The sequence below is a fragment of the Pseudomonas sp. LBUM1679 genome (assembly GCF_059695565.1).
Genome location: NZ_CP166774.1, coordinates 5,341,712 through 5,367,407 on the forward strand (window position 1 = coordinate 5,341,712; position 25,696 = coordinate 5,367,407).

Below are 25,696 nucleotides of genomic sequence, written 5' to 3' on the forward strand. Positions count from 1 at the left end.
AAACCTGCTCCCGACACAAAACCCTGTGGGAGCGGGCTTGCCCGCGAAGAGGCCGGTACAGGCACCTCAGATCCCACAGAGCTGACGCAACAGCCGGGTATCCAGATGCTTCTCCACCAGATCCGCCAAGCGCTCGATATCGCGCTCGCGCAACCCGTGATAATCCACTTCCTGCACCGCCTGCAAACCCGCCCAACGCAACAACGCACTGCACGCCGCCGGCGATTCGAACAGGCCATGCAGATAGGTGCCGAAAATCTGCCCATCAACACTTTGCGCACCGTCGCAGCGACCGTCATCCAACTGCACGGCAGCGTTTTCCAGCGCCGGCCCGGTGGTCACCCCGGCATGGATTTCATAGCCAGTGACCGGTGCATCTTCCAGCGCCAGACGCCCGCGGACATTGCGCAGCTGCTTCTCCTGTTCAAGCTGCGTCTCGAAGGCCAGCCAACCCAGACCGGCGCTCGACCCCGGCGCACCTTCGAGGCCCAGCGGGTCGTGCACTTGCTCGCCGAGCATCTGCAGGCCACCACAGATACCCAGCACTTTGCCGCCATAGCGCAGATGACGACTGATGGCGATGTCCCAGCCACTGGCCCGCAGATACGCGAGATCGCTGCGCACGCTTTTCGAACCGGGAAGAATGATCAGGTCGGCTGGCGGGATAGCCTGGCCAGGGCCGATGAACTGCAGGTCCACTTGCGGGTGCAGACGCAGCGGATCGAAATCGGTGTGGTTGCTGATCCGCGGCAGCACCGGCACCAGCACTTTGAGTACCTGGTCCGCCTTGTCGGTCTGGCGCTGATCGATACCGTCCTCGGCTTCCAGGTGCAGGTCCATGACGTAAGGCAAGACGCCGATCACCGGTTTGCCGGTACGCGCCTCCAGCCAATCCAGCCCCGGCTGCAGTAACGCGATGTCGCCGCGAAATCGGTTGATGATGAAACCTTTGACCCGTGCCTGTTCACTCGGCGACAGCAACTCGAGCGTACCCACCAAATGCGCAAAAACCCCGCCGCGGTTGATGTCGGCAATCAGCACCACCGGGCAGTCCACCGCCTCGGCGAACCCCATGTTGGCGATGTCGCCGGCACGCAGGTTGATCTCGGCCGGCGAACCGGCGCCTTCGACCATGACCACCGGATAAGCCCCGCTCAGCCGTTCATGGGACGCCAGCACCGCTTGCATGGCGATGGCTTTGTAGTCGTGATAGGCCACCGCATTCATGGTCGTGACAGCGCGACCATGAATGATCACCTGGGCGCCGGTATCGCTGTTGGGTTTGAGCAGCACCGGGTTCATGTCGGTGTGCGGTTCAAGGTTGGCTGCCTGGGCCTGCACCGCTTGCGCGCGACCGATTTCGCCGCCGTCGGCGGTCACGGCGCTGTTGAGCGCCATGTTCTGCGGCTTGAACGGCACGACGCTGACCCCATGCCGGGTGACCCAGCGACAGAGCGCCGTCACCAGCGTGCTTTTACCGGCGTCCGATGTAGTGCCTTGCACCATCAACGTCGTCATTGGCGTTCCTTGGCATAGGCGTCGAACGCTTGCGCGAGACGTGTCCAGCCGGCTTCATCGGCGGGCAAGCCGAATCGCAGGCTGCTGTTGTCGGTGAACAAGCGCAGCAGGATGCCGCGCCGGGCCATGAATTCATGCAGGGCTTTGGCGCGCTCGGTGATCAGCCATTGAAACAGCGCGCAACCGCCCTGGGGTGCGAACCCCTGTTGTGCCAGCAGCCGCGCCAGGCGCTCGCTGGCCGCTTCGGTGCGCTGGCGTTGGCGAGCGTGGCCTTCGGTGTCCAGCAGGCAGGCCTGCCCCGCTACCCGGGTAGGCCCGCTGACTGCCCACGGCCCCACCTGCTCGGCCAGCAATTTAAGCAGCTGGCGCTCGGCCAGCACGAATCCCAGGCGCACGCCGGCCAGGCCAAAAAACTTGCCAAAGGAACGCAGCACGATCAATCCGACCTGATGGGCAAAAGGCGCCAGGCTCAAGTGCGGTGTGTTGTCCATGAACGCCTCGTCCACCACCAGCCAGCCACCGCGCTGGGCCAGTTTCGAATGCCAGTCGAGCAGGCGACTCGGGGTCAGGCTCAGGCCCGTGGGATTGTTCGGGTTGACCACCACCAGCACGTCGAGGCTGTCAAGAAAGAAGTCGACTTCCTGCTCCAGCACTTCACGCACGATATAACCGCTGCGGCGCCACGCTTCGGCGTGCTCGGCGTAACAGGGCGAGAGCACGCCGACCTTGCCGACGCGACGCAAACGCGGCAACAGCTGGATCGCCATTTGCGAACCAGCCACCGGCAGCACCTGTGCGGCGCCGTAGTAATCGCAGGCCGCCTGCTCCAGACCGTCATCGGTTTCCGGCAATCGCGCCCAGGCGCGCAACGGGATATCCGGGACCGCAAATGGCCAGGGCGCGAGGCCGCTGGACAGGTCCAGCCAGTCGGCTTCGGCGATGCCGTATTCGAGCGCCGCCTTGCGCAATCGACCTCCGTGCTCAAGCATGGAATTCAGCCCCCACGCAAAGAATCAGCAACCATAACCATACCCCGCGCTGGACCAATTGCCAGCCACGGTCGATGGAGTCGGCATCCGCCGGCGGGCCTTCACCCAGTTGCGGACGCTGATGCAGTTCACCGTGATAGATCGCCGCCCCGCCCAGCTCGACGCCGAGCGCGCCAGCCCCGGCGGCCATCACCGGCCCGGCATTCGGGCTGTCCCAGGTCGGCCCCTGGGTGCGCCAGCACTTCAACGCCAGGCGAGTCTTGCCGAGCAGCGCGTAGGTCAACGCCACCAGGCGTGCGGGAATATAGTTGAGCACGTCATCGATCTTGGCCGCGGCCCAGCCGAAACGTTCGAAGCGGTCGTTACGGTAACCCCACATCGCATCGAGGGTGTTGCTCAGGCGATACAACACCACGCCGGGCACCCCCGCCACGGCGAACCAGAACAGCGCGGCAAATACCGCGTCGCTGCCGTTCTCCAGCACCGATTCGGTGGCAGCCCGGGCGACTTCGGTTTTATCCAGTTCGCTGGTCTGGCGGCTGACCAGATACCCCACGCGTTTGCGTGCTTCTTCAATATCATCGCTGCGCAGCGCCTTGGCCACTGGCTCGACGTGTTCACCGAGGCTGCGCATGCCGAGGGCACAATAGAGCGCGAGAATTTCGACGATCCAGCCGACATAAGGCGCCCAGGAAAACGCCGTGGCCAGCAAGGTCAGCGGCACGACCGCGATGACCCAGGCGGTGACGCCGTGACTGCGCCAGCCGCGACCTTCGCTATTGAAACGTTGTTCGATGCGCTCGGCAAAACGGCCGAACGCCACCAGCGGATGCCAGCGTTTGGGCTCACCCAGCAGCGCATCCAGCGCCACCGCGGCGACACTCAACAACGCCACACTCATTGACTCACTCCCCAATAATTTTCATACAGCAATTCGCTAAGCTCACGCGCTTGCGCCCAGCCTTCCAGGGCCAGCATCGGCGCTGGATAAAACGCCTGGACCGGACCCAGGCACAGCACGGCCAACGGCTTGGCGCCAATGGGCATTTCCAGCAAGGCGGCCAGGGCTTGCGGCTCGAACAAAGAGACCCAGCCCATGCCCAGTCCTTCGGCACGGGACGCCAGCCACAGGTTCTGGATCGCGCAGGACAAGGAGGCCATGTCCATCTCCGGCAAGGTGCGGCGGCCGAAGATATGCCGATCGCGATCGTCCATCAGCGCGGCGACCAACACTTCGGCGCAGTCGTTGATGCCTTCGACCTTGAGCTTCATGAATTCGTCGCTGCGCTCACCGAGGGCTTCGGCGGTGCGGATGCGCTCTTCTTCCACCAGCTGTTGGATCTTGCCGCGCAGGGCGCGGTCGCTGATGCGGATGAAGCGCCAGGGCTGCATCAGGCCCACGCTCGGGGCCTGGTGGGCGGCTTCGAGCAGGCGTCGCAGTAGTTCGGGCTCGACGGTGCCGCCGCTGAAGTGGCGCATGTCGCGGCGTTCGGCGATGGCACGGTAAACCGCTGCGCGTTCGGCTTGGGAGAATGCGTTGTCGGTCATGGCCTCTTCGCTGGCAAGCCAGCTCCTACAGTTGACCGCGTTTGTTCAGGCAACACACTTTCTAATGTGGGAGCGACGATGCGGCGATCCGACTTGCTCGCGATGGCGGCGTCAAGGTCAGGCGCGAACAATGCGGCAATCGCCAATGGATTGGACGGAAAATAAAAATGCACATAAGAGGCCGTCATCCGCCCCAGACGATAAACCGCCTCCGCCCCACGCCCGCCATTCGGGCTCAACCCACGGGCAACCGGCTCAAGCCCGGTACTGGTCAGCGAATGATGATAAGTGTGCCCACGCAGCAACCCTTCCGGCAGTTCCACCGCCTGCAGGGCCAATGCAGCCAGACGCTTCTGCATCACCGCATCCCCGGCCAGCAAGCCGACCAACTCAGCACGAGTGCCTTCGACATCGGTCAACGAATCCAGCAGATACAACATCCCGCCACACTCGGCCAGCAACGGTTTGCCCGCGGCATGGTGAGCGCGAATCGCATCGAGCATCGATGTGTTCTGTGACAGCGCCACATGGTGCAATTCCGGATAACCACCCGGCAGGTACAGACTGTCCGCCTCCGGCAATCCGGCATCCCGGATCGGCGAGAAAAACAGCAACTCGGCGCCCATGGCTCGCAGCAGGTCCAGGCTCGCGCCATAGGTGAAGGCAAAGGCTTCGTCACGGGCCACTGCGATCCGCACGCCAGCCAACAATGGCTTGGCGGCGATCACTTCAGGAGCGGCGAATTCCACGGGCGGCGGCAGCGCAACATCGCAACTGTTGGCCAGTGATTCGGCCGCCGCATCAAGGCGCAGATCGAGATCATTGAGCTCGCTGGCCTGAACCAGCCCCAGGTGTCGGCTCGGCAATTCGATCCCGGTTTCCCGGGACAAGGCGCCGTACCAGCGCAAGCCTTCAGTCAGGCTGCCCTCGAGCAATTGCGCATGCCGCACCGTGCCCACGCGGTTGGCCAATACACCGGCAAACGGCAAGTCCGGCTGATAGCGCGCCAGTCCCAGGGCCAGTGCGCCAAAGGTCTGCGCCATGGCAGTGCCATCGATCACGCCCAGCACCGGCACCCCGAAGTGCCGCGCCAGGTCGGCGCTGGACGGCGTACCGTCGAACAGCCCCATGACCCCTTCGATCAGGATCAGGTCGGCAACAGCTGCGGCTTCCCACAGCAGTCGACGACTTTCCTGCTCGCCGACCATCCACATGTCCAGTTGATACACCGGCGCACCGCTGGCGCGCTCGAGAATCATCGGGTCGAGGAAGTCCGGGCCGCACTTGAAGACCCGGACCTTGCGCCCCTGATTGCGGTGCAACCGGGCCAGTGCGGCAGTGACGGTGGTCTTGCCCTGACCGGAGGCCGGCGCGGCAATCAAGACCGCCGGGCAATGACGTGGTTGGCTCACAATTCGACGCCTTTTTGCGCTTTGATACCGGCCTGGAACGCGTGCTTGATCACCCCCATTTCCGTGACGGTGTCGGCCAGCTCGATCATTTCCGGTTTGGCGCCGCGACCGGTGACCACCACATGCTGCATCGGCGGACGCGCCTGCAAGTCGCTGAGCACCTGATCGAGGTCGAGATAACCGTGCTTGAGCGCGATGTTCAACTCATCCAGCACCACCAGGCCGATGGACGGATCGCTCAACAGTTCCCGGGACACTGCCCAGGCGGCTTCGGCGGCCGCGATATCACGCTGACGATCCTGGGTTTCCCAGGTGAAGCCTTCGCCCATCACATGAAACCGCACCTGCTCTGGAAAACGGCGGAAGAACAGTTCTTCGCCGGTGCTGTTGCGGCCCTTGATGAACTGCACCACGCCACACTGCATGCCATGGCCCAGGGACCGGGCGAGCATGCCAAAGGCCGAGCTGCTCTTGCCTTTGCCGTTGCCGGTCAGCACCAGCAGCAGGCCGCATTCGTTCGGGGAATTGGCGATGCGTTCATCGATCACGGCTTTTTTGCGCAGCATGCGCGCCAGGTGACGTTCATCACGATCGGGGGTATCAGTCATGGGGGAGCTCTCCGTTGAGGCTGGATAACGGCGGGCAGGCACAAGAATAGACGGCAAAAAGCCTGGCATCGCCCACCGTGATGCCGCTGGATGAATCAGGCCGGTCTCCGGGCTCATGAGCGGCGCTGGCCTGACTGCGCGCCTTCCCATGTCGGCTTTCGACACAGTGGCTCAAGGCGCAGTCTTCACTCATTTACCGTTGCGGGGGCAGCGTCGGGATCATGACGCTTCATCGTTCGAAGACCATCACTCACCGACTTCCCTGTTTCACTCTGTCGGCCATGGCCACAGAGCACCTGAAACAAGCCGCGAAGGTTAGAGGGTTGGGGGTGGAGCGTCAATTGAGAAAGCGCCCCGCGGCTGACCGGTTGAACCATCGCGCCTCCCGGCTCCTCTATGATTGTATCAACGCGTCCATAGGGAAGATCAGCATGCGCAAGCCCCAGCTCGTTCTCGTCATCGCGCTCGCCGGAGGGCTCGCCGCCTGTGGTGAAACCTCCAGCCTGCAAGTCATGGACGGCACCGGACCGTCGCCCAAGCTGCCAGAACCGAACAAGACTCTGATCCCGACGGTGAACATCGCCCCGGCGATCGGCTGGCCGGACGGTGCAAAACCCGTCGCGGCGACGGGAACCCAGGTCGCCGCCTTTGCCGAAGGTCTCGATCACCCGCGCTGGCTCTACGTGTTGCCCAACGGCGACGTGCTGGTTGCCGAAACCAATGCGCCACCGAAGCCCGATGATGGCAAAGGCGTCAAAGGCTGGGTCATGAAAAAAGTCATGGGCCGTGCCGGTGCAGCCGTACCGAGCCCGAACCGCATCACGCTGCTGCGGGACAAGGACCACGACGGCATCGCCGAAACCCGTACGGTGTTCCTGGAAAACCTCAATTCGCCGTTCGGCATGACCCTGGTCGGCACTGACCTGTACGTTGCCGATACGGACCGCTTGCTGCGTTTCCACTATGAAAATGGTGAAACGGCGATCAAGTCGCCACCGATCAAAGTGGTCGATCTGCCGGGCGGCACACTCAATCATCACTGGACCAAAAACGTCATCGCCAGCAAGGACGGGAGCAAGCTGTACGTGACGGTGGGTTCCAACAGCAATGTCGCCGAAAACGGCATGGACCAGGAAGAAGGTCGCGCGGCGATCTGGGAAGTGGATCGCGCCACCGGCAACCATCGGATCTTCGCTTCGGGGATCCGCAATCCCAACGGCCTCGCCTGGGAGCCCCAGAGCGGCGCGCTGTGGACCGCCGTCAATGAGCGCGACGAAATCGGCAGCGACCTGGTACCGGACTACATCACTTCGGTGAAGGACGGCGGGTTCTACGGCTGGCCGTACAGCTATTACGGACAACATGTCGATGCACGCGTGACCCCGCAGAATCCTGACCTGGTGGCCAAGGCCATTGCGCCGGACTACGCAGTGGGCCCGCATACGGCATCGCTGGGCCTGACCTTTGCTGAAGGCAACACCCTGCCGTCGCAGTTCAAGGAGGGCGCATTCATCGGCCAGCACGGCTCGTGGAACCGCGACCCGCACAGTGGCTACAAAGTGATTTTCGTGCCATTCAACGCGGGCAAACCGGTGGGGCAACCGGTCGATGTGCTCACCGGGTTCCTCACCGACGACGAAAAAGCCATGGGCCGTCCGGTGGGGGTGGTGATCGATCAGCAGGGCGATTTGCTGGTGGCGGATGATGTGGGGAACAAGGTGTGGCGGGTGTCGGCAGTTAAATGACGTCATTGCTGTAAACGCATAACCCTGTGGGAGCGGGCTTGCCCCGGGCGGCGTTCCGACGATGAGGTCGGCACATTCAACATTGATGCTGCCTGACCCACCGCAATCGCGGGCAAGCCCGCTCCCACAGGGATCTCGGGCGCTCACAATTTCTGTGGTCAACAGAGATCCCTGTGGGAGCGAGACCGGCTTGCCGGCGAAGAGGCCATCAATGCCACCCAAAAATCGCCTGCCTAGCGCTTGCGGCACAAGGTCAATCCATCCCCCAGCGGCAACAACGACAGATCCACCCGCACGTCATCCTTCAAGGCCAGATTGAGTGCCTGGATGGCCCGGGTGTCTGCGCTGTCGGGATTGTCCTCAAGCACCCGCCCGCTCCACAGGGTGTTATCAAACACCGCCAGACCACCGACCCGCAGCAAACGCAACGCATGCTCCAGATAGCTCGGGTAATTGGCCTTGTCGGCATCGATGAAGACCAGGTCGAACTGCCCTGGTTGATCCAGCCGGGCCAGAGTTTCCAGCGCCGGCGCCAACCGTAGGTCAATCCGCCCCGCCAGACCCGCTTCCTGCCAGTAACGGCGCGCAGTAGCGTTGTAATCGCCAGGAATATCACAGCAGATCAGCGAACCGTCATCCGGCAACGCCGCCGCCATGCACAAGGCGCTGTAACCGGTGAAGGTGCCCACTTCCAGCACACGCCTGGCGCCGGTGAGCTTCACCAGCAACGCGAGAAACTGCCCCTGCTCCGGTGCCACCTGCCAGCGCGCCATGGGCAGCGCCTGGGTTTCATCGCGCAAACGCTTGAGCAGCGGCGTCTCCCTGAGGGAGACGTCGAGCAGGTATTGATACAGGGAATCATCGAGATTGAGCGTGCGAGCCGTCATGACCAGAGCCTGCAATCTATGGATTACGTGCCAGATGCTCTGGTTGTAGCACACGCTTGGCGCTCAGGTAGGCTTTCTGCCAATAAGCCTTGGACAAGCTGTCGAGCTTCACCGTACCGCCAGTGGCCGGTGCATGGACGAAGCGACCTTCGCCGACATAGATCCCGGCGTGGCTGACCTGGGAGCCGCCATTGGTGGCGAAGAACAGCAGGTCGCCGGTTTGCAGGCCTTCCTTGCCGACACTGGCCGCCTGCATGCCGATCATCTCGCGGGTGGTGCGCGGCAAGGAAATACCGGCAACATCACGGTAGACGTAACCGATCAGCCCGCTGCAATCAAACCCCGAATCCGGCGTGTTGCCGCCCCATCGATAGGGCGTGCCGACGAGGCCGAGCGCACGAAACAGTACGTCTTCAGCGGCGGGAGAAAAGGCTTGGGAGGGACCGAAAACCAGCGGCGCGCGAATCACCGGTGCCGGTGGCGGCGGTGTGCGGCTGGCGCAGGCGCTGAGCAGCGCGGCGAAGCACATGATTGCGAGGCGGGCCGACATCGTCATAGGCACAACATCCTGATCTGGCTGCGGCTATTTCCACCGACAGGGCAGAAAAGAAAACCGCCTGCGCAGGACGCAGGCGGTTTGCCATCAATATTAGATCAGGATTTTAGCTGCTGCGTGGCAAACTTCAAGTAAGACTTTAAGTTCACCCTACAAAATGTCTGCTTATTTGCGTGCCGTGACGATCGCCGGACCTGTCGCTGGCGCCATCGCGAGTGCGCGCTTGGCTTCGATGAAGGTCTTGCTCCAGTAGCTGTCGCCCAGACTGTCGATCCGGACACCGCCGCTGCGGCGGCTGCTGGAATGGATGAACTGGTTGTCGCCCAGGTAGATCCCGGCGTGACTGACGCGCCCACGACGACCGTTGGTGGCGAAGAACAACAAGTCACCCGGCTTCAGATCGCTGCGAGTCACCAGCGGGGCGTCCACGTTGATCATTTCGCGGGTGGAGCGCGGCAGGTTCATACCGGCCTCTTCCCGAAACAGATAACCGATAAAACCGCTGCAATCGAACCCGGCCTCGGAGGTGCCACCGAAACGGTAACGGGTGCCGATCAGGGACATGCCACGTTCGAGGATGCTGTCGGCCAGAACCGGAAGCTGGTACGACTTGCCATTGGCGAAGCTGGCCAGTTCTTTATCGGTGGCCGCCTCTTGCTCGATAGCTTCCTGGAGAAGAACGGAAGTCGATTGGGCGGTAACTGAGTTGATAACCTGCTGGTTTTGCTCTTGCTGGGACACTGGAGAATGAGCAGCGCAACCGAACAACAGGGTGACGAGTGCGAGAGGCACGAGGGGTGCGAAGCGCTTTAGCATGGGCACGACCGTGGCTGATAGTTATAAGAGAAGCCGCGACTATGCCCGCAATCATGCTCATTTGCAAATTCAATCGACCTTTGTGTGACTTCCCGGCTTCTCGATTACATCTAAGCGCTTAAGCCCCATTTAGTCGTCGCACAGCCTGCAGACCTGTAGGCATGCAGGTTTTTTGGCGTCTGAAAACTGCCGAAACCCGGTTCAGGCACGGGCTTCACCAGCCCAATGTTTCTTTGAGGAACGGAATCGTCAACTTGCGCTGGGCTTGAAGCGACGCCTGGTCGAGGCGCTCAAGCAACTCGAAAAGCGCACTCATGCTGCGCGTACCCCGCGTCAGGATGAAATGCCCGACTTCGTCGGTCAGGTGCAAGCCGCGACGAGACGCGCGCAGTTGCAAGGCACGCAATTTGTCTTCGTCGGAGAGCGGACGCATCTGGAAGATCAGGGCCAGGGTCAGGCGGGACTTGAGATCCGCCAGTTTGACCGGCAGCTCACGCGGCGACGTCGAAGCGGCGATCAATAGGCGCCGACCGCTGTCACGCAGACGGTTGAACAGATGGAACAGCGCCTCTTCCCAATCCGCACGCCCGGCGACCGCCTGCAGGTCATCCAGGCAGACCAGTTCGTATTGTTCGAGGTTGTCGAGGATTTCGATGCCACGATCCAGCAGCTCGGCCAACGGCAGGTACACTGCCGGCTCCCCCAGCTGTTCGAAACGCAGGCAGGCCGCCTGCAACAGATGCGTACGTCCTACCCCGTCCTTGCCCCAGAGATAAATCAGGCTTTCGGTCCAGCCGGCGTCGGCTTCGCATAGCCGCTCGACATAGCCGAGTGCAGCGGCATTGGCGCCTGGGTAGTAATTGATAAAGGTAGCGTCATCACGCAGACGCACACCTAGGGGCAGCTGAATCGGTTTCATGCTGACTGAACAGTTCCAGGGGAACCGTTAGTGGCCTCTGTGTAAAGTTTGCGAAGTTTATACCCGTGAAGCTGACCGCACAATGCGACAGACCACAAGCAAAATCAATGGTTTGCGTTAATGCATTGGTTTTATGGCAGTTTCTTTGGCGCCAAGGGCGATAGCCATGCAAAAGAGGCAGGCCAACCTGGCAATGAACCAGGCTGCCTGCGAGCAACCGTCAACCCGCCTCAGAGCTCAGGCTCGTCGACGCCACTGTACATATCTGAATCCTTGTACAAATCATGCACATGACGCACCAGCACCATGATCACCGCCGCCACCGGCAATGCCAGAAGCACGCCGGTAAAGCCGAACAGCTCGCCCCCCGCCAGAATAGCGAAGATCACCGCCACCGGATGCAGGCCGATCCGGTCTCCCACCAGCAACGGCGTCAGCACCATGCCTTCCAGTGCCTGACCGACCATGAATACCGCAACGATGCCGACCATGGGGTACAGGTCGCCACCGAACTGGAACAGGCCGGCAACCAACGCCGCACCAATCCCGATGACAAAGCCCATGTACGGCACGATCGCCGCCAGACCGGCAATGAGGCCGATCAACAGCCCCAACTCCAGCCCTATCAGCATCAAGCCCGCCGCGTAGATCACGCCCAGCGCGACCATCACCAGCAACTGCCCGCGCACGAATGCACCCAGGACTTCATGGCATTCACCGGCCAGCGTCACCACACGCGCTTCGCGATCACGGGGCAGTAAACCGCGGATCTTGGCCATCATCAGGTCCCAGTCCCGCAACAGGTAGAAAGCCACCACCGGGATCAGCACCAGATTGGCCAGCAACCCGATCAACGCCAGCCCGGAAGCCGTCGCCTGACTCAGCACCACACCGACAATGTCAGTGGTCTGGCCCATGTGTTCGCTGATCGCTGCCTTGAGCTTGTCGAATTTCCAGAAACCATCCGACAGGCCAAATTTCGATTGCGCCCAGGGCAGTGCACTGTGCTGCAACCAGTCGAGCATCTGCGGCGTCAGTTCGTACAAGCGAAACAACTGCTTGGCGAGCATCGGCACCAACACCAACAGCAACGTGGTGAAGATCAAGGTAAACAGCGCAAACACCGCAATCACGCCCCAGGTCCTGGACAGACCGGCTTTCTCCAGTCGATCCACCAGAGGGTCGAACAGATAGGCCAGCAGCAGCGCGACCAGAAATGGCGTGAGAATCGGATGCAACAGCCAGACAAACGCGCAGAGCAGGATCACCCCACCCAACCAGTACCAACGCCGCGTATCGGCCATGAACCACTCCAGCTTCTATATAAGGAAAGAACGACTTACCAACTTACCAGCGGAACCGCAGCTGCGGCGTCGGTTTCGGAGCCGGTGCCACGGCAGGTACCGAGCCATCGGCCGAGGGCTGGGCAGGCGTCGCAGGGGCTGGCGCTTCACCGGCCGGCACTTCCTGCAGCCTGGCCAAAGACAACTGCGCCTTCAACTGTTCGGCGCTGCCATTGACCCGATAAAGAATCCGGTCGCCGTCGACGCTTTGCAGACGCGCACCAAAAGGTTCGAGCAAACGCCCAAGGGCCGCATAGCGCTCCAGGTTCATGCCCTGCACTTCCAGCAATTGTTCACTCGAAGCACCCGGCTTGACCACAAACCGCGGTGCCAGACGCTGACTGACAGCCAACATGACGGCATCGGCCACGGCGGCCTGATCCGCGCCCTGCACACTGCCGGCCTCTTTCTGATCGCCCAGCCACAAACGCCACTTGGCTTGCCACTGCCCCCCTTCTTCACGGGCATGCACGGCCAGCAAGGCATCGGCGTTGTAACGGCCCGAAACGCCGCGCAACGGTGCCGGATCCGTGCCTTCCAGATTCGGCGCGGTGGCAACGATCTGCTCATTCAGGTCCGCCAGCGGCAAACGCAATGGCAAACCACGGTATTGTGCCGCGCGGCGCAATGGCGTCGCGCTGGCCTGACGATCGCCCACCAGGCTCGAGCCCTCGGTGGAATCGTTCAGCCACCAGCCCAGGATCGACGGTCGGTTCGCGCTCCAGAGTGACAACCCGGCACGGCGCAATGCCTGCTCCGTGCTGGCCGGGTCGAAATCGACCTTCAGTACTTCCGGCGGACCGGCATCAAAACCGAATTGACTGATGATCTGTTGCGGATCCTTGCGCAACGCCGCCAACCCCGGGCTTTGCGCCGCCTTGGGATCACCGGTCAGACGCAACACCAGCGTATCCAGCGCTCGCTGGGTGGCTTGATCGCGCTCCTCGGGCGCCTGACTGCTGACAGGCTCGCGCACTTGATAAAGGCCTTTGACGGTTTCGGCATGACTGGCGAGGCTGACCAACGATAAACCGCCCATTAACAATAATTTGAACAAACGCATGGAAGATTCCTGACGACAAGAGCGGCTGGAACAGACCGCATGAAGACAATCGAGCAAGGCTGTGACCCTCGTCCGACGCAAAACATTCACACGGCCCGGGTAAGTTTTTGCACTGCCATAACGATAGACGGTTAATAGCGCTACCTTATACAGCCATGGGCGATTGCACCAACCCGGGCAATTACAGTTTTTTTCAGCCGATATGCCCCTGCTGTCGGCCTGAGGATGGCCGCTGCCCCTCAAGCCTGATAAAATCGCGCGCCTTCGCAGACCGGCAACAGCCGGGCCCTTGAATTTGCGCTCGGCAATCGCCCTCGCCGGTACAAGTGGTCCCGTTGAACTCGGTCGTTACCCCTGAATCCCCCCTAAAGGCCTGGATCATGAGCAAGCAACCCTCCCTGAGCTACAAGGACGCCGGTGTAGACATCGACGCCGGTGAAGCATTGGTCGAACGCATCAAGAGCGTCGCCAAGCGCACTGCGCGCCCGGAAGTCATGGGCGGCCTGGGCGGTTTTGGCGCCCTCTGCGAAATCCCGGCCGGCTACAAGCAGCCTGTGCTGGTTTCCGGTACTGACGGCGTCGGCACCAAGCTGCGCCTGGCACTGAACCTGAACAAGCACGACAGCATCGGCATCGACCTGGTGGCCATGTGCGTCAACGACCTCGTGGTCTGCGGTGCCGAGCCGCTGTTCTTCCTCGACTACTATGCCACCGGCAAACTCAACGTCGAAACCGCGACCCAGGTCGTGACTGGCATCGGCGCCGGCTGCGAACTGTCCGGCTGCTCCCTGGTCGGCGGCGAAACCGCTGAAATGCCTGGCATGTACGAAGGCGAAGACTACGACCTGGCCGGTTTCTGCGTCGGCGTCGTGGAAAAATCCGAAATCATCGACGGTTCCAAAGTCGCTGCCGGCGATGCCCTGCTCGCCCTGCCGTCTTCCGGCCCGCACTCCAACGGCTACTCGCTGATCCGCAAGATCATCGAAGTGTCGGGTGCCGACATCGAAAACATCCAGCTCGACGGCAAGCCGCTGACCGACCTGCTGATGGCCCCGACCCGCATCTACGTGAAGCCGCTGCTCAAGCTGATCAAGGACACCGGCGCCGTCAAGGCCATGGCCCACATCACCGGTGGTGGCCTGCTGGACAACATCCCGCGCGTGCTGCCAAAAGGCGCACAAGCCGTAGTTGACGTGGCGAGCTGGACCCGTCCTGCCGTGTTCGACTGGCTGCAAGAGCAAGGCAACGTCGACGAAAACGAGATGCACCGCGTGCTGAACTGCGGCGTGGGCATGGTCATCTGCGTCGCTCAAGAGCACGTCGAAACCGCGCTGAACGTGCTGCGTGAAGCCGGCGAGCAGCCTTGGGTCATCGGCCAGATCTCCACCGCTGCCGAAGGCGCGGCCCAGGTCGAACTGAAAAACCTCAAGGCACACTGATGCAAGAGCGGATGTCCCACACCTGTGATGTGGTGGTGCTGTTGTCCGGCACGGGCAGTAACTTGCAGGCTTTGATCGACAGCACGCGGACCGGCGACAGCCCGGCCCGCATCGCTGCGGTGATTTCCAACCGCGCCGACGCCTACGGCCTGCAACGCGCCAGGGACGCGGGTATCGATACCCGCTTCCTGGATCACAAGGCTTTCGAAGGCCGCGAGGCCTTCGATGCCGCGCTGATCGAACTGATCGACGCCTTCAATCCCAAACTCGTGGTCCTGGCCGGCTTCATGCGCATTCTCAGCGCCGGCTTCGTGCGCCACTACCAGGGTCGCCTGCTCAACATCCATCCCTCGCTGCTGCCCAAATACAAAGGGTTACACACTCACCAGCGCGCACTGGAGGCCGGCGACACCGAGCACGGCTGCTCCGTGCACTTTGTCACCGAGGAACTCGATGGCGGACCGCTGGTCGTACAGGCAGTAATACCGGTAGAGTTGCAGGATTCGCCGCAGAGTCTGGCGCAGCGAGTCCACACCCGGGAACACCTGATCTACCCGTTGGCCGTACGCTGGTTTGCCGAAGGTCGTTTATCACTCGGCGAGCAAGGTGCTTTACTGGATGGGAAGCTACTTGCCGCCAGCGGCCACTTGATTCGAACCTAGGAGATTTTATGCGTCGCGCCCTGCTCTTCGCTTGCGCTCTGCTCGTCCTGCCTTTTGCACAGGCTGCAGAACTTCAACCTTTCTCCGCCAGCTACACCGCCGACTGGAAGCAGTTGCCCATGAGCGGCACCGCCGAGCGCAGCCTGACCAAGCAAGCCAACGGCGCCTGGAAGCTCAGTTTCAAGGCCTCGATGATGATCGCCAGCCTGACCGAAGAAAGCACCCTGACCCTGGACAAGGACACCTTGCTGCCACAGTCCTACCATTTCGAACGTGGCGGTCTGGGCAAAGCCAAGAAGGCTGACCTGGACTTCGACTGGACCAACAAAATGGTCACCGGCACCGATCGCGGCGACCCGGTCAAACTCCCGCTCAACCGCGGCATGGTCGACAAATCCACTTATCAGCTGGCCCTGCAGCACGACGTGGCCGCCGGCAAGAAAAGCATGAGCTATCAGGTCGTCGATGATGGCGAAGTCGATACCTATGACTTCCGCGTGCTGGGTTCGGAAAAAGTCGACACCAAGGCCGGCCAGATCGATGCGATCAAGGTCGAGCGCGTGCGCGATCCGACGCAGAGCAAACGCATCACCGTGCTGTGGTTCGCCAAGGACTGGGATTACCTGCTGGTCCGCCTGCAACAGGTCGAGACGGACGGCAAGGAGTACAACATCATGCTCCTGGACGGTACGGTCAACGGCAAGGCTGTCAAAGGCAGCTGATCCGGGTCGATACAAAACTAGCCTCGCAATGTGCGGGGCTTTTTTTTCGTCTGACGAATAGTCATATTTGTAACCGTTCTGTGTAGGAGCCGGCTTGCCGGCGAAGGCGCTCTCAAGGACGCCTTCGCCGGCAAGCCGGCTCCTACAGGGGACGGGGCAGGATCGATAGAAAGTTATCCCGCGCGACTTTTCGGGCGACGTCTTCCGGCAACGCATCGAGAAACGGATCGAAGCTGCGCATTTCCTTACCGAGCTTGTTGAAACGTCCCACGACATCGGAGCCGAGCATGAAGCGTTCCGGGAAGCGCTCCACCAACTTCAACCATTCCTGCCTAGGCTTGCCCTGCTCATCCAGCAGGTAGGGCGTCAGCATGCTCCAGGACAGGTCCACGAACAGATTGGGGTGCTTCTCAAGCAGACGCGTCAGGGTCGGCAGCAGAAACTCCAGCTGAGTCTGGTGGCGATGAATCTCGGCGCTGGTACCGGCGTGAGCCCAGATGAACCGGGTGTGCGGATGATTACGCAGCGGCTCTTCGACTTCCGCCAGGTACAACGGATTTTTCTCACGCTTGGAGGTGATGTTGGAATGCAGCATGACCGGCAAGTCGTTTTCGGCGGCGAGGTGATAAATCCGCGTCATCGCCTCGTTGTTCGCCCGCGGTGTGTCGCCGGACGTCAGCGCAGTCAGGTCATCGTGGCGGGTGAAGACCTCGCCTATGCCCTGCCACAGACCGGGATTGAGATCGAGCATGCGCTGGATATGCGCCGCGGAGTTCTTGTCGTTGGGATTGAAACCTGACAGGAACGGGTGGAAGTACTGACGCTGTTCGGGGCTCAACGAGTTCACGGCGGCTGCGACTATGACATCGGTGGCGCTGTACCAGTAGGCATCGGCGTCATCGCCGGCGTAATAACGTGGACGCTTGGGTTCGTCTTCGTGCCATTTCTTGGCCACCGGAATGCCGGAAATCATCACATGCTCGATGCGGTTGTCGGCCATGGCCTTGAGCAATTTCGGCATCCCGGCCGTTTCCTGAAAAAAGTCCACGTAATGCAGGTGCGCATCGCTGTAGGCATATTCGCGGGCGCTGGCAACGTGGCAGGCAAAGACTAACAGGCAGGCAACGCTGTAGCGGAACAGAGGCACGGGCGATCTCCAGCATGTAGGAACAGCGTAGACCCCAGCGCAAGGTCCAGGGTTCATCAAGGCAAGAAAGTGGAACGCGAACATGTAGGAATGCTCTATACCTTCAAGGTCTTTTTTGACTGAATGACTTTTCCTTGCCTGCGAGGTTTCCCATGACTGTTACCGTCAATACCGTTTCCGCCGAAGGTTTTCGCCACAGCGTCCAGATCGATGAGCACGAGTTGTTTGCCGATGTCCCCAAAGAGATCGGCGGCGAAGGCACTGCGCCAGAGCCCCACGACTACTTCGACGCCGCCCTCGGCGCCTGCAAGGCCCTGACCCTGAAGATGTACGCCAGGAAGAAGGACATTCCGCTGACCGGTGTCACGGTCGAGGTCAAACGCGATAACAGCGAAGAGCAGAAAGGCAAATATGCCCTGCACGTCAAACTGACCCTCAAGGGTGTGCTCACCGACGCCCAGCGCGACGAACTGCACCGCGTAGCCGACCGCTGCCCGGTGCACAAGCTGATGACCAGCACTGAAGTCAGTATCGAAACCCATCTGTCCGAAGGGGCTTTCAGCCAATAGCGGCAAGGGCTGCGCAAGCGGGTTATGCTCCATGCGTCACCCGCTCAGCCTGGAATGCACCATGAACACTCCGCTCGTGATCCGTCCCCGCGCCGAAGACGTCGAAGGCCAACCGATTCTTCGCCCTTTGCCGTCAGCCAAATGCCGCAGTGTCGGACCCTTTGTGTTTTTCGACCACATGCTGGAAACCCTGTACCCGGCAGGCCATGGCATGAACATCCGGCAGCATCCGCATATTGGCCTGTCCACCCTCACCTACTTGTTCGAAGGGCAAATCCAGCACAAGGACAGCCTGGGCTCCGATCAGGTGGTCGAGGCTGGGGATGTCAGCTGGATGACGGCGGGCAGCGCGATCGCCCATGTCGAGCGCACGCCGCAGGCACTGAAGGACAGCGGGTTCAGGATGCATGGGCTGCAGATCTGGCTGGCGTCGCCCAAGGAACATGAACAGGGCCCGGGGCACTACAGCCACCACCCGGCGGCCACACTGCCGGTCAGCGACAACCTTGGCGTGAAGATCCGGATGATTGCAGGGTCAGGCTTTTGCCTGGAATCGCCGGTGCCAGTGCTTTCTCCTACGCTGTATGCCGAATTGAACCTGCAAACGGCCACCACGTTGCTCATACCTACCGAGCATGAAGAGCGGGCACTGTATGTGTTGAAGGGCGAGGCGCAGTTGGATGGCGAGCTGTTGGAACCCCTTACGCTGGCGGTGTTGCCTGCCGGGGAAGCGATGACGCTGTTCGCCGAGAGCGACTGTCACGCCGTGCTGTTCGGCGGTGCACCGCTGGATGGACCGCGGCGGATCAACTGGAATTTTGTGGCGAGCGATCCGGCGGCTATCGAAGAAGCGCGGCGACGCTGGGCCGCCGGGGATTGGCCTACGGTGCCGGGGGAAAGCGAGCGGATCGAACTGCCTTGAGATCTCTGGTACCAGTTGCACCGCCATCGCGAGCAAGCTCGCTCCCACAGGGGAACGCATTTCAATGTGGAGATCTTCGGTGCCAGTTGCAGCGCCTTCGCCGGCAAGCCGGTCTCGCACCCACAGGAGCACCGCATTCCACTGTGGGAGCGAGCTTGCTCGCGAAGAGGCCGGCACTGCCACCGAAAATGCCAGGCAGCAGCAATCATCCCCTGAACACCTCATCCAGCAGGTTAGGCATCGACGTAAACGCTAGAGCTAGCGCGATGCACGGCCAGAATAAAAAAACCCGCCGAAGCGGGTTTTTTTGTACAACGCTGTTAAACCGACAGTTCAACCAACAGTTTGTTGAGGCGGCGCACATACGCGGCCGGGTCCTTCAAGCTGTCGCCGGCCGCCAAGGCCGCCTGATCGAAGAGAATGTGCGACAGGTCGCCGAAACGCTCGTCACTCTGCTCGTTGTCGAGTTTCTCGATCAGCGGGTGAGCCGGGTTGAATTCGAAGATCGGCTTCGACTCCGGAACCTTCTGACCGCTGGCTTCCAGGATCTGACGCATCTGCATGCCCAGGTCCTGCTCGCCGATGGCCAGAATCGCCGGGGAATCGGTCAGACGGTGGGAAACCCGCACTTCGGCCACCGAATCGCCCAGTGCCGTTTTCAGACGCTCGACCAGGCCTTCTTTGGACTTGGCGACTTCTTCCGCGGCTTTCTTGTCCTCTTCCGAGTCCAGGTTGCCCAGGTCCAGGTCACCGCGCGCCACGTCGACAAAACTCTTGCCGTCGAAGTCGCTGAGGTAGCTCATCAGCCACTCATCGATGCGGTCGGTCAGCAGCAGCACTTCGATGCCTTTCTTGCGGAAGACTTCCAGGTGCGGGCTGTTTTTGACCTGCGCGTAGGTTTCGCCGGTCAGGTAGTAGATCTTGTCCTGACCGTCCTTGGCGCGAGCCAGGTATTCGGCCAGGGAAACCACTTGCTCGCCTTCTTCGCCCTGGGTGGAGGCGAAACGCAGCAGGCCGGCGATTTTCTCTTTGTTGGCGAAGTCTTCTGCCGGGCCTTCTTTCATGACCTGGCCGAAGTTTTTCCAGAAGCTCTTGTATTGCTCAGGCTCGTTCTTCGCCAATTTTTCCAGCATGTCGAGCACACGCTTGGTCAGCGCCGACTTCATGGAGTCGATGATCGGGTCTTTCTGCAGGATTTCCCGCGACACGTTCAGCGACAGGTCGTTGGAATCGACCACGCCTTTGATGAAGCGCAGGTACAGCGGCAGGAACGACTCGGCCTGATCCATGACGAACACACGCTGCACGTACAGTTTCAGGCCTTTGGGCGCTTCACGCTGGTACAGGTCGAACGGTGCACGGGCCGGCACATAGAGCAGCGAGGTGTATTCCAGCTTGCCTTCGACCTTGTTATGGCTCCAGCTCAGCGGGTTCTCGAAATCGTGAGCGACGTGCTTGTAGAACTCCTGGTATTCCTCGTCCTTGACTTCAGTGCGAGGGCGAGTCCACAAGGCGCTGGCGCGGTTGACGGTTTCCCATTCAACGGCCGGTTGCTCTTCGCCTTCAACGGCTGCCACTTCTTTCGGCAACTCGATCGGCAGTGCGATGTGATCGGAGTACTTCTTGATGATGTTGCGCAGTCGCCAGCCGTCGGCGAATTCGTCTTCACCCGACTTCAGGTGCAGAACGATACGGGTGCCGCGTTCGGCTTTCTCAACGGTCGCGACTTCAAAGTCGCCTTCACCCTTGGATGACCAGTGCACGCCTTCGCTGGCAGCAGCACCGGCACGGCGGCTGAACACGTCGACTTTGTCGGCAACGATGAATGCAGAGTAGAAACCCACGCCGAACTGACCGATCAGGTGCGAATCTTTTTTCTGATCGCCAGACAGATGTTTCATGAAGTCGGCGGTGCCGGACTTGGCGATGGTCCCCAGATGGGTGATCGCGTCTTCGCGGCTCATGCCGATGCCGTTGTCTTCGAGGGTGACGGTTTTAGCGTCCTTGTCGAAGCTCACACGGATCTTCAGCTCGGCGCCACCTTCCAGCAGGTCAGGCTTGGCCAAGGCTTCAAAGCGTAATTTATCGACAGCGTCAGAGGCGTTCGAGATCAATTCGCGAAGGAAAATTTCCTTGTTGGAATACAGCGAATGGATCATGAGGTGCAGCAGTTGCTTCACCTCGGTCTGGAAGCCCAGGGTTTCCTTTTGAGTTTCCACACTCATGGTCATCAAACTCCAATCAGATGGCATAAGCCGCGACCTTGATGGTCGGCGGCGGGTTGTCATCAAAGTTGGGGGCTCAGATCAGGATTTCAAGGGCTCTTCGATTTTGAAATGGGCCCGGGCCGTGGCAATCGGCTCGGATTCGGTACTTTGCCAGGCCGTAATCGCCACGTTGGCGACGCGCCGCCCCTGGCGACAAACCTGGCACCTGGCCCAGGTGTCACGGAATTGCCCTGCGCGCAGGTAGTCGAGGGAGAAGTCGATGATCTTCGGCACGCCGGGTGATCCGGTGAAAACCAGCAGGTGCAGCGCCGCGGACAACTCCATGAACCCGGCAATCACGCCGCCATGAATCGCCGGCAGCAGAGGGTTGCCAATGTTGTCCTTGTTGGCCGGCAAGCGAAACAACAACTCATCCCCCACGCGCGAACACTCGATGCCGATCAGTTTGGCATAGGGAACCCGGTGCAGCAGCGAGGCGTAGTCCCCCTGTTCATGGGCCTGTTGCAGTTGTTCTTTGAAGTTGTCAGTCATTGCGTACCTCCGGCGATGACACCGCCATACCCTTTGGTGCCCTTGATGGCTTTACCCATGCGCATGAAGGTGCCGACGACATGGGCGATGGGTTGTTCGGGGTCGTCCTGATAGGCGAAGCCGCGGGCGAAGATCACATCGGTGGTGACCCGGTAGCACTGGGCGAATCCATAGACATTTTTGTGCGGTTCGGCGGCGTGCATGTAATCGATGCGCAGGTCCAGGGTCGGACACACTTCGAACTCGGGCAACACGCAGAGGGTGGACATGCCACAGGCGGTGTCCATCAGCGACGTCAGTGCCCCTCCATGGATCACGCCGGTTAGCGGATTGCCGACGATTTGCGGGCTGTACGGCAATATCACGGTGAGCCCTTCACAACTCGCGCTGTGAACCCGCAGCCCGAGTACCTGACAATGTCGCAGCGCCGACAGGAATCGTGTCGCACGCTCAAAAACGGGGTTTTCGGCCATTTGATAAAAACTCTTATTAGTGTCCTGAGATCGCACTAGGCGCTTTGAGTAAAAGTTCCCGCCGGAATAAACTTATATATCTGTATGAATTGAGGAACTTAACGCTGAGCGCTGTGCTCGAAAGGCCAGTAGATATTTTCCATAAGGAGAAACACCCCATGCGTAAGACTTTTGCTATTGCCTTGATGTTGACCGCTTCCCTCGGTCTCGCTGCTTGCGATAAAAAATCCGAGGACAAAGCTCAAGATGCCAACCAACATGCTGAGCAAGCTCAGCAAGACATGAACAAAGCTCAGGATAAAGTGAACGACGCAGCGAAAGAAAACGCCGAAGCTGCCAAAGCTCAGGCTGAATCGAACGAAGCGGCGACAAAAGAAGCACCTAAAAACTAAAACGTTTTTAGCGTGACAAAGAAAACCCGCCAAAGTGCGGGTTTTCTTTTGTCTGCACATCCGGGTACTAGAGCAAAATAGTTCTAAAAGTCGGACTAATCATCAGCAACAACGAACAGACTAAGCCGACAAACCACACCAGGCTGCGCTGCCAGGCCAAATCTACCCAATAGCACAACAAATAAATGATTCGTGTTATCACGAAGATGATTGCCAGCGAATCGATAAGCCACCCCGCCGTCTGCGTGGTGTGCGCCATCAACACCCCCACCGCAAACAATATGAATGCCTCGATACAGTTCTGATGCGCCGCCAGCGCCCGGGCACCGAAGCCGGTGAGTTGCGCCTGCTGCTGGCGCGGCAGGTGATTATCGTAACCGCCCTGCTCTTTCATGGCCTTGGCCACCGGAATGCGCGCCACATAAATCAGCAAGGCACTGATAAACACACACCAGAACGGAATACTCATCAAGCGACCTCTTTACTCGCCTCGGGCAAGGGTGCCTCTGTAGGGGTATAGACCATTACGTCGAGAACGTCGGAGTGAAATTCCCGGCGATAGAGCACCAACACCACGCCGGTACTCATCAACATGAACAACCAGGGACTGACGAACCAGGCCAACATGGTCATGCCGAAGTAATAAGAGCGCAGGCCGAAGTTGAACTGGTTGGCGGCCATGGAAATCACCCGGGCTGCCCGGGCGGCAAAGGCTTTGCGTTCCTGTTCGGAAACATGCCGTTCACCGACCATGGGGGCCGAACCCACCAGAATCGCCGCGAAGTTGTACTGGCGCATGCACCAGCTGAAGGTAAAGAACGCATAGACAAATACCAGCGCCAGGCACAACAACTTGATTTCCGACATGCCCTGGGACGCTTGCTGCACCATCGGGATATCCGCCAGCAACGACACGGCCCTTTCGGAAGCACCCAGCACCGTGAGAATGCCGGCCAGAATAATCAGCGTGCTGGAAGCGAAGAACGAGGCGTTGCGCTCCAGGTTGCCGATCACGCTGGCGTCGGCGATACGGTTATCGCGCAGCAGCATGCGGCGCATCCAGTCTTCGCGGTACAGGTGCAGGACGCTGGCCAGGCATGCGGTGTCGCGGGCTTTCCAGGTCGCATAGCGCGTGTAGCCGCCCCAGCAGATCACGAACCAGGCGGCGGCGAGAATGTGGATCAGGTTGGCGAGGATGAACGACATGGAGGTCCTTGTGATGTGTCTGCGGAAACACTGACCCCGTGTGGGAGCGAGCTTGCTCGCGATAGCGGTCTGACTTCAGCAGATAGGCTGACCTACACCGCTATCGCGAGCAAGCTCGCTCCCACAGGGAACGGGCAATGCTTCGACGTTAACTTAAGAGAAAAGACACTGCACCGAGTCCAAAAAAAATGCCCCGTATCAATCGATACGGGGCATTTCTGTTTGTGCTTTCACAGGCCCGCTTGTGGCGGCCCTTGCAGCGGCTTAAGCCAGCGCTTCTTCGCGCTTGCCCAGCAAACGATCACACACCACCGCCACCACCAGCGTCATGACCGACGGTACCAGCCACGCCAGGCCTTGCTCGCTCAATGGCAGGTGAGCCAGCTGCGTCGGCAGCCAGTCCGCCAGACCGGCGCCTTTGAGTGCATCGATCAGGCCGAAGATGAAGGACACCAGCATGACCGGGCCGACAATACGGCCCTGCTCATGCCAGAAGTCCTTGCAGAAGCTCAGGGCCACCAGGGCGATGCACGGCGGGTAAATTGCGGTCAGTACCGGGATCGAGAACGCGATCAGCTTGGTGAGGCCCAGGTTGGACACCAGCAGGGAAAACGCGGCGAGGATGATCACCAGGGTCTTGTAGGACAGTGGCAGCACACGGCTGAAGTATTCAGCGCAGGCACAGGTCAGACCGACCGCCGTGACCAGGCAGGCCAGGGCGATCAACACCGCCAGGAAGCCGCTGCCCAGGGAGCCGAAGGTGTGCTGCACGTAAGCGTGCAATACCGCCGCGCCATTGGTCGCACCGGCAGCCACTTCATGACTGCCCGAACCGAGACGGAACAGGCTGATGTACACCAGGGCCAGCCCCACGCCGGCAATCAGCCCGGCAATGATCGCGTAACGGGTGATCAGCGCCGGCGACTCGACACCACGGGAGCGGATGGCATTGACGATGACAATACCGAAGACCAGCGCCCCCAGGGTATCCATGGTCAGGTAACCATTGATGAAGCCTTGAGAAAACGGTGCCGCCACGTACTCGGGAGTGCCCACGCCGATATCACCGGCCGGCAATGCAAACGCGGCGATGCCGAGAACAGCCAGGGCGATGATCTTCAGCGGTGCGAGGAAACGTCCTACGGTATCCAGCAAACGGCCCGGGTACAGCGAGATGAAGAACACCAGCAGGAAGTACACCGAGCTGTAGAGGAACAGTGCCAGCGGGCTCTCGCCGGTCAGCGGTGCCAGGCCGACTTCGAAGGACACGGTCGCGGTGCGCGGCGTCGCGAACAGCGGGCCGACAGCCAGGTAGCACGCAGCGGCCAGCAGGCCCCCGGCGACTTTACCGATCGGGCTGCTCAAGGCATCCATGGCGCCGCCGACTTTGGCCAGGGCTACCACGGTGATCACCGGCAGACCGACTGCGGTGATCAGAAAGCCCAGCGCCGCCAGCCAGACATGAGGTCCGGCCTGCAAGCCGACGATAGGCGGGAAGATAATGTTGCCAGCCCCGACAAACAGGGCAAAGGTCATAAATCCAAGTGCCAGGATGTCCTGGCCTTTCAACACTTTCATTAAGGAAATACCACACTACTGAATCGGAATTTAGAGGGGGACTTCCCTATGGGTGAGGGAAATGCTGTCGGTCCGTATGGGACTGACCCGTTTAGCGCGTAGCGGCCTTGTGGGCTGGGGACGCAAAATGGCGGCTAGCCTAACGAATTTGGCCGACAAACGCACTGTTAGGGTGCGAACTATCCGATACACGACATTTCGATGTCGCGTTTATGCATGTAATTGGTTGTCGCCTGTAAGTCCGGCATCGCGGGCAAGCCCGCTCCCACAGGAAATGTGTCGTATGCAATTTTTTGAACCTCCCGGGCACCTGTGGGAGCGGGCTTGTCGGATCGCCGCACCGCCGCGATGGCGTCCGCAGGGTCGACACAAACCCCGGTAACGACAAAGGCCACCCGAAGGTGGCCTTTGTCAGCAGAGCTA

The 25,696-nt window shown here is 60.6% G+C and carries 26 protein-coding genes and 1 riboswitch; of the genes, 7 read left to right on the plus strand and 19 right to left on the minus strand.

Going from position 1 to position 25,696, the window contains the following annotated elements; all coding sequences use genetic code 11:
• Window positions 1–66: 66 nt before the first annotated feature.
• From ACA062_RS24175 to cobO, 6 genes are read right to left on the minus strand one after another with little or no spacing between them, the layout of a single operon-like run.
• Window positions 67–1,518, minus strand: a complete 1,452-nt coding sequence (locus ACA062_RS24175; RefSeq protein WP_497453340.1) for a cobyric acid synthase — start codon at window positions 1,516–1,518, stop codon at window positions 67–69.
• The gene (gene cobD / locus ACA062_RS24180) at window positions 1,515–2,507 is read right to left on the minus strand and encodes a threonine-phosphate decarboxylase CobD (RefSeq protein WP_497453341.1); all 993 of its coding nucleotides are present in this window, start codon (window positions 2,505–2,507) and stop codon (window positions 1,515–1,517) included. The genes ACA062_RS24175 and cobD overlap by 4 nt, the downstream gene beginning before the upstream one ends.
• Window positions 2,500–3,408 carry an adenosylcobinamide-phosphate synthase CbiB gene (cbiB, locus tag ACA062_RS24185; RefSeq protein ID WP_497453342.1) on the minus strand — a complete coding sequence of 303 codons (909 nt, stop codon included), beginning with the start codon at window positions 3,406–3,408 and terminating at the stop codon, window positions 2,500–2,502. Before cbiB ends, cobD begins: the two co-directional genes overlap by 8 nt.
• Window positions 3,405–4,055 (minus strand): 5,6-dimethylbenzimidazole synthase, encoded by a 651-nt coding sequence (gene bluB, locus ACA062_RS24190; RefSeq protein ID WP_497453343.1) that lies wholly within the window; start codon window positions 4,053–4,055, stop codon window positions 3,405–3,407. Before bluB ends, cbiB begins: the two co-directional genes overlap by 4 nt.
• Window positions 4,052–5,467: a cobyrinic acid a,c-diamide synthase CobB gene (locus ACA062_RS24195; RefSeq protein ID WP_497453344.1), complete on the minus strand. Its 1,416-nt coding sequence runs from the start codon at window positions 5,465–5,467 to the stop codon at window positions 4,052–4,054. Before ACA062_RS24195 ends, bluB begins: the two co-directional genes overlap by 4 nt.
• The gene (gene cobO, locus ACA062_RS24200) at window positions 5,464–6,075 is read right to left on the minus strand and encodes a cob(I)yrinic acid a,c-diamide adenosyltransferase (protein WP_064679011.1); all 612 of its coding nucleotides are present in this window, start codon (window positions 6,073–6,075) and stop codon (window positions 5,464–5,466) included. Before cobO ends, ACA062_RS24195 begins: the two co-directional genes overlap by 4 nt.
• Before the next feature lie 81 nt (window positions 6,076–6,156).
• A riboswitch (cobalamin riboswitch) is annotated at window positions 6,157–6,390 on the minus strand.
• Window positions 6,391–6,506: 116 nt separating this feature from the next.
• On the opposite strand from cobO, the gene ACA062_RS24205 reads away from it, so the two are divergent.
• Window positions 6,507–7,820: a PQQ-dependent sugar dehydrogenase gene (locus ACA062_RS24205; RefSeq protein WP_497453345.1), complete on the plus strand. Its 1,314-nt coding sequence runs from the start codon at window positions 6,507–6,509 to the stop codon at window positions 7,818–7,820.
• A 233-nt stretch (window positions 7,821–8,053) separates the two neighbouring features.
• On the opposite strand, the gene ACA062_RS24210 is transcribed toward ACA062_RS24205, so the two are convergent.
• The 6 genes from ACA062_RS24210 to ACA062_RS24235 all read right to left on the minus strand — a co-directional run bounded on the left by ACA062_RS24210 (window position 8,054) and on the right by ACA062_RS24235 (window position 13,404).
• Window positions 8,054–8,707 (minus strand): O-methyltransferase, encoded by a 654-nt coding sequence (locus ACA062_RS24210; protein WP_497453346.1) that lies wholly within the window; start codon window positions 8,705–8,707, stop codon window positions 8,054–8,056.
• 16 nt (window positions 8,708–8,723) lie between these two features.
• Window positions 8,724–9,263, minus strand: coding sequence for a C40 family peptidase (locus tag ACA062_RS24215; protein WP_497453347.1), 540 nt, complete (start codon window positions 9,261–9,263; stop codon window positions 8,724–8,726).
• A gap of 165 nt (window positions 9,264–9,428) precedes the next feature.
• On the minus strand, window positions 9,429–10,079 hold the full coding sequence (locus ACA062_RS24220; protein WP_497453348.1) for a C40 family peptidase: 651 nt from the start codon (window positions 10,077–10,079) through the stop codon (window positions 9,429–9,431).
• A 214-nt stretch (window positions 10,080–10,293) separates the two neighbouring features.
• The gene (hda, locus tag ACA062_RS24225; protein WP_008033543.1) at window positions 10,294–10,998 is read right to left on the minus strand and encodes a DnaA regulatory inactivator Hda; all 705 of its coding nucleotides are present in this window, start codon (window positions 10,996–10,998) and stop codon (window positions 10,294–10,296) included.
• A gap of 230 nt (window positions 10,999–11,228) precedes the next feature.
• Window positions 11,229–12,302: an AI-2E family transporter gene (locus ACA062_RS24230; protein ID WP_497453349.1), complete on the minus strand. Its 1,074-nt coding sequence runs from the start codon at window positions 12,300–12,302 to the stop codon at window positions 11,229–11,231.
• Between the two features lie 43 nt (window positions 12,303–12,345).
• Complete coding sequence (locus tag ACA062_RS24235; RefSeq protein ID WP_497453350.1) at window positions 12,346–13,404, minus strand: DUF2066 domain-containing protein; 1,059 nt, start codon at window positions 13,402–13,404, stop codon at window positions 12,346–12,348.
• A gap of 380 nt (window positions 13,405–13,784) precedes the next feature.
• Between ACA062_RS24235 and purM the strand changes: the two genes are divergently transcribed.
• The 3 genes from purM to ACA062_RS24250 are packed head-to-tail and all read left to right on the plus strand — an operon-like array spanning window position 13,785 to window position 16,227.
• Window positions 13,785–14,843 (plus strand): phosphoribosylformylglycinamidine cyclo-ligase, encoded by a 1,059-nt coding sequence (gene purM, locus ACA062_RS24240; RefSeq protein ID WP_128873302.1) that lies wholly within the window; start codon window positions 13,785–13,787, stop codon window positions 14,841–14,843.
• Between the two features lie 11 nt (window positions 14,844–14,854).
• Window positions 14,855–15,505 carry a phosphoribosylglycinamide formyltransferase gene (gene purN / locus ACA062_RS24245; RefSeq protein WP_497453351.1) on the plus strand — a complete coding sequence of 217 codons (651 nt, stop codon included), beginning with the start codon at window positions 14,855–14,857 and terminating at the stop codon, window positions 15,503–15,505.
• Between the two features lie 8 nt (window positions 15,506–15,513).
• Window positions 15,514–16,227, plus strand: a complete 714-nt coding sequence (locus ACA062_RS24250; protein WP_064679020.1) for a DUF3108 domain-containing protein — start codon at window positions 15,514–15,516, stop codon at window positions 16,225–16,227.
• Between the two features lie 142 nt (window positions 16,228–16,369).
• Here ACA062_RS24250 and ACA062_RS24255 read toward each other — a convergent pair whose 3' ends face one another.
• A complete protein-coding gene (locus tag ACA062_RS24255; RefSeq protein WP_497453352.1) occupies window positions 16,370–17,374 on the minus strand; it encodes an amidohydrolase family protein in 1,005 nt (334 codons plus the stop codon).
• A gap of 152 nt (window positions 17,375–17,526) precedes the next feature.
• Between ACA062_RS24255 and ACA062_RS24260 the strand changes: the two genes are divergently transcribed.
• Both ACA062_RS24260 and ACA062_RS24265 read left to right on the plus strand, forming a co-directional pair.
• Window positions 17,527–17,943, plus strand: coding sequence for an OsmC family protein (locus ACA062_RS24260; RefSeq protein WP_128869329.1), 417 nt, complete (start codon window positions 17,527–17,529; stop codon window positions 17,941–17,943).
• Between the two features lie 61 nt (window positions 17,944–18,004).
• Window positions 18,005–18,865, plus strand: coding sequence for a pirin family protein (locus ACA062_RS24265; protein ID WP_497453353.1), 861 nt, complete (start codon window positions 18,005–18,007; stop codon window positions 18,863–18,865).
• Window positions 18,866–19,185: 320 nt separating this feature from the next.
• Here the strand turns inward: ACA062_RS24265 and htpG are convergent, their stop codons facing one another.
• The 3 genes from htpG to ACA062_RS24280 form a co-directional block, all read right to left on the minus strand.
• Window positions 19,186–21,090: a molecular chaperone HtpG gene (gene htpG, locus ACA062_RS24270; protein ID WP_497453354.1), complete on the minus strand. Its 1,905-nt coding sequence runs from the start codon at window positions 21,088–21,090 to the stop codon at window positions 19,186–19,188.
• Between the two features lie 81 nt (window positions 21,091–21,171).
• Window positions 21,172–21,624 carry a PaaI family thioesterase gene (locus tag ACA062_RS24275; RefSeq protein WP_128870171.1) on the minus strand — a complete coding sequence of 151 codons (453 nt, stop codon included), beginning with the start codon at window positions 21,622–21,624 and terminating at the stop codon, window positions 21,172–21,174.
• Window positions 21,621–22,097, minus strand: a complete 477-nt coding sequence (locus ACA062_RS24280) for a PaaI family thioesterase (protein WP_497453355.1) — start codon at window positions 22,095–22,097, stop codon at window positions 21,621–21,623. The genes ACA062_RS24275 and ACA062_RS24280 overlap by 4 nt, the downstream gene beginning before the upstream one ends.
• Window positions 22,098–22,255: 158 nt before the next feature.
• Here ACA062_RS24280 and ACA062_RS24285 point away from each other — a divergent pair, with 158 nt between their 5' ends.
• Entirely contained in the window at window positions 22,256–22,489 is a 234-nt protein-coding gene (locus ACA062_RS24285; RefSeq protein WP_497453356.1) for a hypothetical protein, read from the plus strand.
• Between the two features lie 67 nt (window positions 22,490–22,556).
• On the opposite strand, the gene ACA062_RS24290 is transcribed toward ACA062_RS24285, so the two are convergent.
• From ACA062_RS24290 to brnQ, 3 genes are all read right to left on the minus strand, one after another.
• Window positions 22,557–22,958 (minus strand): MAPEG family protein, encoded by a 402-nt coding sequence (locus ACA062_RS24290; RefSeq protein ID WP_497453357.1) that lies wholly within the window; start codon window positions 22,956–22,958, stop codon window positions 22,557–22,559.
• A complete protein-coding gene (locus ACA062_RS24295) occupies window positions 22,958–23,695 on the minus strand; it encodes a DUF599 domain-containing protein (RefSeq protein ID WP_497453358.1) in 738 nt (245 codons plus the stop codon). The genes ACA062_RS24290 and ACA062_RS24295 overlap by 1 nt, the downstream gene beginning before the upstream one ends.
• 264 nt (window positions 23,696–23,959) lie before the next feature.
• Window positions 23,960–25,273, minus strand: coding sequence for a branched-chain amino acid transport system II carrier protein (gene brnQ / locus ACA062_RS24300; RefSeq protein WP_497453359.1), 1,314 nt, complete (start codon window positions 25,271–25,273; stop codon window positions 23,960–23,962).
• Between the last annotated feature and the right edge of the window lie 423 nt (window positions 25,274–25,696).